Origin of the sequence: Bradyrhizobium sp. CCBAU 51627 (genome assembly GCF_028128765.1) — a bacterium.
In the GTDB taxonomy this organism is placed as follows: Bacteria; Pseudomonadota; Alphaproteobacteria; order Rhizobiales; family Xanthobacteraceae; genus Bradyrhizobium.
Window position 1 is genome coordinate 659,194 of the sequence record NZ_LBJG01000024.1, and the last position, 12,609, is coordinate 671,802.

At 59.9% G+C, this 12,609-nt stretch carries 11 protein-coding genes; 9 read left to right on the forward strand and 2 right to left on the reverse strand.

What is annotated here, in order from left to right; all coding sequences use genetic code 11:
- Positions 1–14: 14 nt before the first annotated feature.
- Both XH88_RS18035 and XH88_RS18040 read right to left on the reverse strand, forming a co-directional pair.
- A complete protein-coding gene (locus XH88_RS18035) occupies positions 15–1,253 on the reverse strand; it encodes an NAD(P)/FAD-dependent oxidoreductase (RefSeq protein ID WP_271669605.1) in 1,239 nt (412 codons plus the stop codon).
- Positions 1,250–1,573, reverse strand: coding sequence for a 2Fe-2S iron-sulfur cluster-binding protein (locus XH88_RS18040; protein ID WP_271669606.1), 324 nt, complete (start codon positions 1,571–1,573; stop codon positions 1,250–1,252). Before XH88_RS18040 ends, XH88_RS18035 begins: the two co-directional genes overlap by 4 nt.
- A gap of 182 nt (positions 1,574–1,755) precedes the next feature.
- Here XH88_RS18040 and XH88_RS18045 point away from each other — a divergent pair, with 182 nt between their 5' ends.
- The 9 genes from XH88_RS18045 to XH88_RS18085 all read left to right on the forward strand — a co-directional run bounded on the left by XH88_RS18045 (position 1,756) and on the right by XH88_RS18085 (position 12,598).
- Entirely contained in the window at positions 1,756–3,477 is a 1,722-nt protein-coding gene (locus XH88_RS18045; protein ID WP_271669607.1) for an amidohydrolase, read from the forward strand.
- A gap of 57 nt (positions 3,478–3,534) precedes the next feature.
- Positions 3,535–4,893 (forward strand): aromatic ring-hydroxylating dioxygenase subunit alpha, encoded by a 1,359-nt coding sequence (locus XH88_RS18050; protein WP_271669608.1) that lies wholly within the window; start codon positions 3,535–3,537, stop codon positions 4,891–4,893.
- A gap of 34 nt (positions 4,894–4,927) precedes the next feature.
- Positions 4,928–6,370: a glutamine synthetase family protein gene (locus XH88_RS18055; protein ID WP_271669609.1), complete on the forward strand. Its 1,443-nt coding sequence runs from the start codon at positions 4,928–4,930 to the stop codon at positions 6,368–6,370.
- A 32-nt stretch (positions 6,371–6,402) separates the two neighbouring features.
- Complete coding sequence (locus XH88_RS18060) at positions 6,403–7,578, forward strand: ABC transporter substrate-binding protein (RefSeq protein ID WP_442868446.1); 1,176 nt, start codon at positions 6,403–6,405, stop codon at positions 7,576–7,578.
- Between the two features lie 151 nt (positions 7,579–7,729).
- Positions 7,730–9,265, forward strand: a complete 1,536-nt coding sequence (locus XH88_RS18065; protein ID WP_271669610.1) for an amidohydrolase — start codon at positions 7,730–7,732, stop codon at positions 9,263–9,265.
- Entirely contained in the window at positions 9,265–10,134 is an 870-nt protein-coding gene (locus XH88_RS18070) for a branched-chain amino acid ABC transporter permease (protein WP_271669611.1), read from the forward strand. The genes XH88_RS18065 and XH88_RS18070 overlap by 1 nt, the downstream gene beginning before the upstream one ends.
- 28 nt (positions 10,135–10,162) lie before the next feature.
- Complete coding sequence (locus XH88_RS18075) at positions 10,163–11,140, forward strand: branched-chain amino acid ABC transporter permease (protein ID WP_271670375.1); 978 nt, start codon at positions 10,163–10,165, stop codon at positions 11,138–11,140.
- A gap of 32 nt (positions 11,141–11,172) precedes the next feature.
- On the forward strand, positions 11,173–11,904 hold the full coding sequence (locus tag XH88_RS18080) for an ABC transporter ATP-binding protein (RefSeq protein ID WP_271670376.1): 732 nt from the start codon (positions 11,173–11,175) through the stop codon (positions 11,902–11,904).
- Positions 11,885–12,598: an ABC transporter ATP-binding protein gene (locus tag XH88_RS18085; RefSeq protein ID WP_271669612.1), complete on the forward strand. Its 714-nt coding sequence runs from the start codon at positions 11,885–11,887 to the stop codon at positions 12,596–12,598. The genes XH88_RS18080 and XH88_RS18085 overlap by 20 nt, the downstream gene beginning before the upstream one ends.
- The last annotated feature ends 11 nt before the right edge of the window (positions 12,599–12,609 follow it).

The following is a 12,609-nucleotide window of genomic DNA, read 5'->3' on the forward strand; positions in this document are numbered from 1 at the left end:
CACAAATCCGTGGGTTAGGCGCCAGCCTTGTCTCCGGCTGTCACCAGGGATTTGAGGTCAAAAGAAGGGTCTGCGGCCTCCTCCGGTGTGGGGGAAACCCCTCCGGCAATGAGGCGTCGAGCCGCCATTTGCTCGCCTGGCCGGTTGACGCTGTCTACGGCGACCAATCGCCCCTGGCGATAGTAGAACACCGAGAATCTTCCGTCGTCGATTGAACCTCGGACTGCGTGCCGATCATACTGTCCGGCCAACCCGACAATCTGCAGCTTGACGTCATATTGGTCGGACCAGAACCTGGGCACACTCTCATAGGGCCCTCGAGCGCCGGCGATGGCCAGCCCAGCGGCCTTCGCTTGATCCTGGGCGTTTTGCACCGATTCTAATCTGATCCAGCTTTCGCAAAAGCGGTTGAAGTGGTTGGCGCAGTCGCCGGCCGCGAAAATGCCCGATGTCTCGGATTGTCCGTGCTCGTCAACAACAATTCCATTCGTGCACTTGAGCCCTGCTGAGCTGGCGAGCTCATCATTGGCGATACCGCCGATTCCGACCAGCACTAGGTCGGCGCGGACGCTGGCACCGTTGCCCAGCACAACGGAGGCCACTGTTCGATCATCGCCTTTGAAGGAAGTAACCGCTTCATTGAGCAACACGTTGACGCCAGCCTGCAAGTGCGTATCGAGAAGGAAGGTCGACACCATCGGCGAGACGGCGCGCTCAAGCAGGCGCTTGCTCGCTTCCACGACGGTGACCTTCTTGCCCAGCTTTGCTGCGGATGCCGCAACTTCCAGTCCTATGAAGCCGCCCCCGACGATCACAATCTCCGCCGCATCGGCCAGACGGACCTTCAAATCGATCGCGTCGGTCACGGAACGGAGATAGCAAATTCCGTCCAGGTCAGCGCCTGGAACCGCGATTCGCCGCGCGCGCGAGCCTGTGCCGATGACTAGTTTTTCAAACCTCAAAGCGTTGTCACCGGGCAGGGTGACACGTCGCGCCCGCAAATCGATCGCGGTGGCTCGGTGCCCAAGAACGAGGTTGATCTGTTTGCTTTCGAAAAAGGTCTCGTCGCGTAAGATCAGGTTTTGCTCGCTGATGCGTCCGAGAAGGAAATCCTTCGATAGGGGCGGCCTCTGATACGGCAACCAGTCTTCATCGCACACAATGGTAATGGGCTGAGAGTAGCCGGCGTCACGAGCAGCGAGTGCGGCTTGAACCCCGGCGTACGAGGCGCCGATGACGACCAGCCCCGTCATGACTGCCTCGCCGGCACACGGACCACCAGCTCCTTGAGTGGGGCCAGCACCTTCAGCTGGCAACTCAGCCGACTGTTCGGCTTCCGCTCTCCCGATACGGCGGACAGCAACTCAAGCTCTTCCTCGCTCGGTGGAGGGACTGAACTCGCTTGCCCTTCATCAACATAGACGTGACAGGTCGCGCAATCGAGGCAGCCGCCGCATTCACCATCGATGCCACGGATCCCGCTTCGAACGGCCGCAAGCATCACGCTGACATCGCGCTGGACCTCGACGCATTTTTCGCTGCCGTCATGTTGCACAAATCTCACTTGCGCCATCCGCGCGCCTCCCTCGTCTGTTCGCTCAAAGAACATTAGTTCGCTTAACGGTTACAACAGCTCCTTTAATCCCTCAATATGCTTGTTGGTTTGGTGCCGATTGGTTCCATGCGCGGTGATTATGCGGAAATATTTTGCTTGCCTGCATGTCAAATTGGAGTCATTCTTAGAAAATCGGACGATTGTTCGTCTACCGAACATCAGGGAGCGGCGCGTTTATGAGGCTGACAACAGCAATCGTAGGACTAGTTCTGACGTCGAGCGCGGCGTTCGCCCAGCAGGCTGAGCCCAACGCTCCCTCGCTTGCCTTGATCAACGGCAAGTTTCTCACATTGGATGGTCAGTCGACGGTTGCTGAGGCGCTTGCCGTCCGCGACGGAAGGATCTTGGCCGTCGCGGACACGGCGACGATCAAGGCGTTGGCCGGAAATCGCACGCGTACAATCGACTTGCAGGGCAAGACTGTCGTTCCCGGACTGATCGACACGCACGCTCATTTCAAGGCTGCCGGTCTGTCCGACTATGTCGTCAACATGAGCGGCGCCAAGACTGTCGCGGACGCTCTCGCAAGCATCAAGCAGTTTGTGGCGAAGAAGAAGCCCGGCGAGTGGATTATCGGAAGTGCCTGGCATCCCCCGTCACAACTCGCGGAAAAGCGCTATCTGACACGCCAGGAAATCGATAGCGTCGCGCCGAACAATCCGGTCTATCTCCGCACCGTTGGCCATTTCTCGATGGCCAATTCGATGGCTCTCGAGAGGGCCGGGGTAGCGAAGGACACTCCGAACCCAAGCGGTGGATCGTTCGAGCGTGATGGTGCTGGCGACCTGACGGGCGTTCTTGTGGAGACGGCGATCGACAAGGTTGAGAAGGCCGTTCCGGAGTGGACAGCGGACGACGAGTTCCGCCAATTCAAGCTCGCAGAAGGAGTTCTGAACTCGTTCGGGATCACCAGCGCCGTGGAAGGTGCAACGCCGGCCAGGGACATTGCGGCCCTTCAGCGAGTAGCTCAGGCCGGCGAAGCAACGTTGCGGGTCGGTCTCATGTGGCGACCCGAGCCGCCCGCCGAGAATTCGGCCTGGGAGGCAACTATGCGAGGCAACGGTGCTTCGTCGGGCTTTGGTGATGACTGGCTGAAGTTCGCCGGGATCAAGATCCTTTACGATGGCGGCATGACGCTCAAGACGGCTCTGATGCGCGACGCCTATCCGGACTCGCATGATGGCTACCACGGCATCGCCCAGCAATCGCCGGAACGCCTCAAGGAGCTCGTGTCCATTTGCAATCGATACAATTGGCGCGTGGGTGTCCATGTTGTCGGTGACAAGGGCATCGATCAAGTCCTCGACGCATTCGAGGCGGCCGATAAGGAAAAATCGATCAAAGATCGGCGCTTCGTCCTGATCCATGGAAGCTTGATCTTGCCCGAGCAAATGGAGCGCGCGAAGCGCCTCGGTGTCAGGGTCGACTTTCAGAACGTGTTCATGTGGGACAAGGCTGCCACCGTTGAGCGCTTCCTAGGTGCGGCGGTCGCCAATCGGGCTGTGCCCACGAAAACTCTCATCGAGAAGGTGGGGTTAAACAGCCTCGGCGCAGGCACAGACTTCCCGGTGAACACGATCAATCCCTTCATCAACATGTACATCATGGTGACCCGCAAGGATCCCACCGGACACGTTTATGGAGCGAACGAAGCCGTCAGCCGCGAGCAGGCGCTGCGCCTCTACACCAGCGCGGCATCGCACTACATGTTTGAAGAGAACGAGAAGGGGACGATTGAGGTCGGAAAAGTCGCGGATCTGACCGTGTTGTCGGCTGACCTCATGACGGTCCCCGAGGAGCAGATCAAAGACATCAGAGCCGACCTGACGATTGTCGGCGGCAAGATCGTGTTTCAGCGTTAGTCCGCGTCCAGATTGCCCGAGGACGCATCTCGAAGCCGGAGAGAGGAAATCCAAGTCATGATGAGCCAAGAGCAGAACGACCTCATTACCCGTGTCGGACCAAAGGCGCCCGCAGGAAAGCTGATGCGGATGTATTGGCAGCCAGCTGCGCTTGTCGACGAACTCGAGGAGGGACGCCCCATCAAGGCGGTTAAGCTTCTCGGTGAGAACTTCGTTCTCTTCAAGGACGAAACGGGTCGCTATGGCCTGCTCGATCGCGATTGCCCGCATCGGGGCGCCGATCTTGCGTTTGGTCGGCTCGAGAACGGTGGCCTGCGTTGCGCCTTCCACGGGTGGCTGTTCGACACCTCGGGGCAGTGCCTTGAGACGCCCGCCGAGCCCGCAAACTCATCGCTCTGCAAAAACATCAAGCAGCGGTCCTACCCCGTCCTGGAGAAGGGCGGGATCCTGTGGGCGTATTTGGGTGAAGGCGAGCCGCCGGCGTTTCCGGAGATCGACTGCTTCGCGGCGCCGGGCGAATACACCTTCGCCTTCAAGGGCCTGATCGAATGCAATTGGCTACAGGCCCTGGAAGTCGGAATCGATCCGGCTCATGCGTCGTTCCTTCACCGGTTCTTCGAGGATGAGGATACATCGGCGGCCTACGGCAAGCAGTTTCGTGGTGCGTCGGCAGATTCGGAAATGCCCATGACGAAAGTCCTGCGCGAGTACGACCGGCCGATCATCAACGTCGAGCACACCGAATACGGCCTGCGGCTCATCGCCTTGCGAGAGATTGACGAGCAGCGCACCCACGTTCGCGTCACCAACCAGCTGTTCCCGCATGCGTTCGTCATTCCGATGAGCACGGAGATGACGATTACTCAGTGGCATGTGCCGGTCGATGACGAGAATTGCTATTGGTACGCGATTTTTACCAGCTACGCCGCGCCCGTCGACAAGGCGAAAATGCGCGCGCAGCGCCTCGAGCTTTATGAGTTGCCGGAATACCGCTCGCGAAAGAACAAGTCGAATGACTACGGCTTCGACCCGCACGAGCAGGCGACCGAGACTTACACCGGCATGGGCGCGGATATCAACGTCCACGACCAATGGGCCGTCGAGTCGATGGGGGCTATTCAGGACCGGACGCGTGAGCATCTCGGGCAATCCGACAAGGCGATCATTCAGTACCGCCGGCTGCTTCGCCAGGAGATCGAGAAGGTGGCTTCCGGGGGCAAGCCGCTGCTGTTCCTCGACGCTGCCAGCGCGCGCAGCATCCAAGGGCCGGCCACAATGGACGGCATCGGTCCGACGAAGGGCTGGGAAACCTACTGGATGGAAGTGGACGTCAAGCGTCGTCGGGGCGCTCCCTGGGCCGCGCCGGTGCCCGCCGAGCTCGCCAAGAAGGTGCCTCACCTGACAGCCGCCGAGTAACCCGGGCCGGCCCAGCTCAGCAAAGGAGATGTCGTTGAGTTTCGTCGAAAAGCACGGTCTCTGGTCGGCCGAACAGAAAGAGGCTGCCATCCGCATGCGGCGGATGGCGGAGGAGCAGGAGTTGCATACGATCCGGCTCTCCTTTCCGGACCAGCACGGCATTTTGCGCGGCAAGGCGCTGGTCGCTTCCGAGGCGCTCTCGTCGATCGAGAGCGGCTGCTCGATAACGACGACATTGCTCGCGAAAGATACCTCTCACCGCACGGTGTTTCCCGTCTTCACCGCCGGCGGCGGGTTTGGGATGAACGAAATGCAGGGGGGAGGCGACGTCATGATGGTCGCCGATCCCACCACCTTCAAGGTTCTTCCCTGGGCACCAAAAACAGGGTGGGTGCTTTGCGATCTCTACTTCTCAGACGGACGACCCGTGCCCTTTGCCTCCAGGGGCTTGTACCAATCCGTGCTGGGGCAGCTCAAAGACCGGGGCTATGATTTCAAAGCGGGCCTCGAGGTCGAATGCCACATCTTCAAAGTCGAGAATGCCCGACTGGCGCCTTGGGACGCCGGCAGTCCCGGCGAACCGGGTGAGCCTCCGGAGGTCAGCCTGCTTTCGCAGGGCTATCAGTACCTGACGGAGCAACGTTATGACCAGATGGAGCCTGCGCTCGAGCTGATCAGGCAAAACATCGTGGCGCTGGGCTTGCCGCTTCGGTCGATCGAGGTGGAATACGGGCCGAGCCAGTGCGAGTTCGTGTTTCAGCCCACCGTCGGCATTGAGCCGGCGGACACCATGGTGCTGTTTCGTACGGCAGTGAAGCAGATCTGCAACCGCCATGGCTATCACGCGACCTTCATGTGCCGGCCGCGGATACCGAATGTGATGTCATCGGGGTGGCACCTTCACCAATCGCTGGTCTCCCGAAAAGACTGCGTCAACGCGTTCATGACGAGCGAGCCGGCCGGTCTGTCGAAACTCGGCAAGCACTATATGGCTGGGCTGCTGGAGCATGCCAGGGCATCCGCGGTCTTCTCGACGCCGACGATCAATGGCTACAAGCGCTACCGTTCCTATTCGCTGGCTCCGGACCGGGCGATCTGGGGACGCGACAACAGGGGCGTCATGATCCGCGTGCTCGGCGGTCCCGACGATAAGGCCACTCGGCTCGAAAATAGGATCGGCGAGCCGGCCGCAAACCCTTATCTCTACATGGCGTCCCAGATTTTGGCCGGTCTCAACGGCATTGATCGGCAACTCGATCCCGGTGCGTCCGCGGACACCCCATATGAGACCAAGGCAAACCTCCTACCGACCTCCTTGCGCGAGGCGGTGTTCGCGTTGCGTGATGACCCCTTCTTCCGCGAGGCTCTCGGAGAGAAATTCGTCGACTACTACGTTTTCATCAAGAACGCGGAAATCGAGCGCTTCCAATCGACGGTCACCGAGTGGGAGCAGCGAGAATATTTCGAAATGTTCTGAAACAGCATCACCGAAGCGGGAGATAGAGAGACATGAGTTTGAGGTTTGGACTTGCTGGGGCCGTCGCGATTGCTACTGCCTGGATGTCGCCGGCGCAGAGCGACACGATCAAGGTGGGGATCATCGGCACCATGTCCGGTCCGTATGCGTTGTTCGGCCAGAACTTCAAGTACGGCATTGACACCTGGGTGGCCAAGCATGGATCGAAAGTCGGCGATCATCAGATCGAGTTCGTCTATCGCGACGAAGAATCGCCGAACCCCGCCAAGTCGAAATCATTGGCGCAGGAGTTGATCGTCAAGGAGAAGGTTCAATACATCGCGGGGCTGTACTTCACTCCCGACGCCCTGGCCGTCGCTCCGCTTCTCGAGGAAGCGAAGGTGCCTATGATCGTCATGAACGCCGCTACGTCCGCGATCGTCGAGAAGAGCCCCTACATTGTACGGACGTCCTTTACGATGTGGCAGAACACGGTCCCCGCGGCAAAAGTGGCGAAGGCCAAGGGGGCCAAGAAGGTGGCGATCGCCGTAAGCGATTACGGCCCCGGCATCGATGCTGAAGCAGCCTTCAAAAAGACGTTCGAGGCAGATGGAGGCACCATCGCCCAATCGATCAGGATGCCGCTCAATACGACCGACTTCGGCCCAATCATGCAAAGGATCAAGGATTCCGGCGCAGACATGATCTTCACGTTCTTGCCGGCCGGTCCGCCAACCCTGGGGTTCGTCAAGGCCTATATCGACAACGGACTGAAGGCGTCTGGGGTGAAGTTGTTGTCCACGGGTGATGTCGTGACCGAGCCCGATCTTCCGAATATTGGTGACAGCGGCGAAGGCATCTTGTCGACTTACCACTACGCGGTCTCGCACGACTCTCCAGAGAACAAAACCTTCCTGGCCGATATGATCAAGGCTGGCGCCAAGCCTGACGAAATCACCATGGCGTCGGTCGCGGCCTATGACGGTGCTCGGCTCATTTACAAGATGGTTGAGGCCACGAACGGTCAGAAGGATCCGGACAAAGCCCTTGCGGCCGTGAAGGGCATAAAATGGGTCAGCCCGCGCGGACCCGTGTCGATCGACCCGGATACCCGACATATTCGTCAGAACGTTTATCTGCGCGAAGTCGTGAAGCAGGACGGGAAGCTCCTCAACAAGGAACTGCAAACGTTCGATGCGCAGCCGGACTGGGGCCTGGCGAAGAACTAGAGCGGATTGCTCGCGAAGTAAATCTCGCGAGCAATCTCTTCATCGTGTCGGAGAAGGGCCCAGAATGAGTGGTCGGTCGCAGTCTATTCGCTTCGTCAACGGTCGCATCTATCGCGATGCCAGCGACCGGATTCCAGCCGATACGCTGGTGATGCAAAATGGCGCCATTCATTTTGTCGGCGCTCAGGACGAGGCCCCCTGCGCAGACGTCACCGTCGAACTGCGCGGAGCAACTGTGATACCCGGCTTGACGGACGCACACATCCATCTGTTCGGGATCGCTGCCGAGCGGCTCCAGATCGCTCTCGATCCGGCCTCGGTGAAATCGCATGCCAAGCTGCTCGAGAGCGTTTCGTCGGCAGCGCGCCGCGGCTCGAATGGGCAGTGGATCCGGGGTGTTGGGTTTGACGAGAACGGTCTTCCGGAGCATCGCTATCCGACCCGCGATGAGCTCGACGTTGCTGCTCCCGAGAACCCGGTCGTGATCCGCAGATTTTGCGGTCACACGGCGATCATCAACAGCGCCGCCATGCGAGCACTGGATATAGAGGAGGGCGCACCGGACCCGATCGGCGGTTCGTTCGGTCGCGATGCGAAAGGGCGGCTGGACGGCGTCGTCAAGGAAAGTGCCGCGGACGCTGTATTTCGAAGAATGCCGAACGTGGAGCGGGCCTTGGTCGCCAACTCACTTCGGACGACCATCGCTGACGCAATGAAGCTTGGGCTGACGGCGGCCGTCGAGGCAGCCGTCGGCTTCACCAGCGGCTTCGACGAGGAGCATGCAACCTGGGAGCTGCTCCGATCCGACAAGACGCTGATGCGTCTCGGTTTCATGTATCGGCTGGATCCAAAGGAGGCCATGGCGCGCAAGCTCGTGCCACACCGCAGTCCCGACTGGCAAACCAGCACTTTGAAATTCTTCGCAGATGGCATCGTTGGTGCTCGTACGGCTGCCGTCAGCGTTCCATATCACGATGCCGCCGGCACAGGCTTCTTCGTGCGCGACGAGGACGATCTCGAGCAGGTGATCGTCGAGGCGCATCTCGATGGGTGGCAAGTGGCCGTTCATGCCGTCGGCGATCGGGCGATCTCGCGGGTCATCGGAGCCTATGAGCGTGCCCAGAGGGTCAAGCCCTGGCCTGAGGCGCGTCATCGTATAGAACACTACACCTGTCCGCCGGAAGGCGGGTTAGCGCGAATGAAGAATGTTGGAGCGATCGTGGTTTCGCAACCGAGTTTTCTTTCGGTGATGCATCGCTCGACCTTCCAAGCGTTCGGTCCGTGGGCCGTGACCAGATACCCGGCTCGGTCGGTCCTGGAGGCGGGAGTTCCCTACGTCTCCAGCTCAGACTGTCCGACCGGCGACTTTTCCCCTTGGGTCGGGATGGCGAATGCCTTGGATCGAGGTGCCGCGATGGGCAAGCCAATGGGTGCGGACGAGGCCCTCTCGCGCAGCCAGACGATCGCGAGCTACACGCAGGGCGGCGCGTATGTGATGCGACAGGAGAGCTGGCGGGGCACTCTCCGCGCCGGCTGCGCCGCGGACCTGATCGCCTTGGACCAGGACCCGTTCGACTCGTCCGTCGACCTGCGGTCGGTCAAGACCTTGATGACGGTAGTCCGCGGGACCATTCAGCATGACGTGTTGGGATCGCAACATTTCAAAGCTGCAGAAGTATTCAACTAATGGCGTGGACGGGTCTCAGCATCGGGCTAGATGCCCTTTCGTACGGCATGGTGCTCTTCATCATCTCCATCGGGCTGTCCATCATGATGGGCCTGATGAGGGTAGTGAACCTTGCTCATGGCGCGTTTGCGATGATCGGGGGATATCTCGCGTCTTTCGCGCTCAAGAACGCAGGAGTTGGATATCCGCTCGCGATTGTCCTGACAGTCCTGGGCACCATCGCGATCGCCTTTCCACTTGAGTTTCTTCTCTACCGCCGGATTTATCGCAAGTCCGATGAGCTGACCCAGATTTTGCTCACAATCGGAATTGCGTTCGTCATCATCGGCGTTGCCAACTACGTTCTTGGTCCGACAACCAAACCCATTCCGCTGCCTCCACTGCTGAGCGGTCCCGTCGACCTTGGCTTCCGAATGATCCCAGCTCATAGGATTTTCGTGGTGATTTGCGGAGTGTGCACAGCAGGCTTGCTCTGGCTGCTGATCGACCGCACCGAGTTCGGGATCCGGCTGCGTGCCGCGGTCGACAACGGTGATATGGCCGAGTCGCTCGGAATCAAGACGCAGATCCTTTTTTCCGCGACATTCGCGCTTGCGGTCGGCTTGGCGGCGTTCGGGGGTGTGGTGGGCGCCGAGCTCTTGCCCGTCGAACCATTTTACGCGCTCAGATATATGGTGACTTTCCTTGTCGTCGTCTCGGTCGGCGGGGCAGGATCGATACCAGGCGCCGTGGCGGCATCGATATTGCTTGGCCTTGCAGACACGACCGGCAAATACCTGGCGCCCGAATATGGTGAGTTCTTCTTCTATCTTGCGGTCATCCTGGTCGTGTTTCTGTTCCCGAACGGCCTTTTGGGCAGGAGACACTGACGTGACCGATCGAACCATGGTCGATGGCATGAGCGCGCCTCGTTTAACCCTCCCGCTCGAGCTGCGCGCTGTCGCAATCACGCTGGCGCTCGGAGCGCTCGGGTACGCGTTATTTCCGGACGACCTCGCGTTTCTGACGCGACTGATCAGCATCGCACTTCTGGTGCTGTCGCTCGATCTGGTCACGGGATATTGCGGTGTCGCCAGCCTTGGACATGCGGCGATCTACGGTGTGAGCGCCTACGTCGTGGGTAACGCCTGCCTTGCCGGACATTCCGACCCCCTGCTGCTGTTGCTCGTGGGGGCAGTGGCCGGTGCCGTGATGGGGCTGGTCTCAGGGGCCCTTGTCACGAGGTTCAAGGGCCTCCCCCAGCTCGTGCTGTCCATTGCCGTCGGACAGCTCGTTGCAGCATTGGCCAACAAACTGTCCACCCTCACCGGTGGAAGCGACGGATTGTCCGGCATATCGCCAGGACGGATATTCGGTATCTATGCATTCGATATGTACGGCCGCACCGGCTACGTATTTTCGGTTGCGGTTCTGTTGATCGTTTTCGTGGTGCTGCTTAGAATCGTGCGCTCGCCTTTCGGCCTGCTTTGCCAGGCGATCAAGGATGATGGCCTTCGGGCACGCATGATCGGCGCGCGCGTTTATCCTCGGCTCGTGCTGATGTATGGCGTGTCGGGCGTTGTTGGCGGAATCGGCGGGGCTCTCAACGCCATCAACACGGGCGTCGTGGGGCTGGATAGCGTCGGCTTTGAACGCTCGGCTGAAGCTCTTGTCATGCTCGTCCTGGGGGGCGCCGGAAGTCTCTGGGGAGCGCTGATCGGATCCATCGTCTTCCAAGTGTTTGAGCACTATGTGTCGGCTGCGAATCCATTTCACTGGATGACGATGGTCGGTGCTTTGCTGATCGCGGTCGTGTTGTTCGCTCCGAAGGGCCTGGTGTCCCTGGGGGGCTTGCTTGCCGGTCGCACCGCCTCGGTGCTGCGGAGGCGCCCGTGAGCCAGTCCCTGCTCGAACTGCGAAACGTTTCGATGTCCTTCGGCGGGATGAGGGTCAACGATGATATTTCCTTCAGTATCGGGAAGGGAGAAAGGGTCGCGTTGATTGGCCCGAACGGCGCGGGCAAAACCACGCTCGTCAACGTCATCTCCGGTGACTTGACCCCTTCACAAGGCGCCGTACAGCTCGCCGGGGTTGATGTGACCGGGCTACCGATTTCCGATCGCGTCGATGCTGGCTTGATTCGAACATTTCAGATTACGAGGCTCTTCAAGAGCCTGACGGTCGCACAGAACGTCGCGCTCGCCGTGATGCAACGAAAGGGGCTCACGAGACAAATCTTTTCCTCGCCGATGGATCGGCCGGACGTTCGCCGGGAATGGGAGCGGGCCCTTGGAACGCTCGGTATCGCCCATCTGGCCGACAGGCAGGTCTCGAAATTGGCGTACGGCCAGCAGCGCCTTCTTGACCTGGCAATCGGGCTTGCTCTCGAGCCGAAGGTCCTGCTCCTGGACGAGCCCGCGGCAGGGGTGCCGTCAGAGGAGTCCTCCAAGATCATCGAGGCGATCGACAGATTGCCATCTGATATCGCGGTTTTGATGATCGAGCATGACATGGACCTGGTCTTCAAATTTGCCCGCCGTGTGCTCGTTCTCGCCAACGGAAAGCTGATCTTCCAGGGCGATCCGGCAGAAGTCACGCACCATCAGGAAGTCCGTCGAGCTTATCTAGGTAGCTACGCAGATGCCCGCCACGCGTCTTGAAGTCAAAGGTCTCAGTGCTGGGTATGGCCCCACGCGTGTCGTTGATGACATGTCTTTCGAGGTCTTGCCCGGAGGTCGTCTCAGCGTCCTTGGTCGAAACGGAGTCGGCAAGACGACCTTGCTCGCATCGCTCATGGGTCTGACGACCCATCATGGCGGGCAAGTATTCCTGGGCGAAGCAGATCTCACGGATTCCAAGGCATCTACACGCGCTCAGCGAGGTCTCGGCTACGTACCGCAGACACGCGACATTTTTCGGTCGCTGACGGTGGAAGAAAACCTGGTCGCAGGTCTCAAAGATCGAGGTCGAGAGGCGCTAGAAGAGGTCTACGTGATGTTCCCGAGGCTGGCTGAGCGCCGGCGCCACTTCGGGATGCAACTGTCGGGCGGCGAGCAACAGATGCTTTCGCTTGCCAGAACGCTGTTGGGGAGACCCTCGGTTCTCCTCTTGGACGAACCGCTTGAGGGCCTCGCCCCGGTGATCTGCGATCAGATCATGGACATCATCACGGCGTTAGCGAGCTCTGGCGAGATGACCATCGTTTTGGTCGAGCAGCAGATCGAACGAGCGCTACGGTTTGCCGAGCAGGTCATGGTGGTTGAACGGGGCAAGGCGGTCTGGAGTGGGGAATGCGCGGACTTGCGCAACGACCCCAAGATGGTCGAGCGGCTGCTCGGCGTCGGATTACATTAAAGTATGCGGCG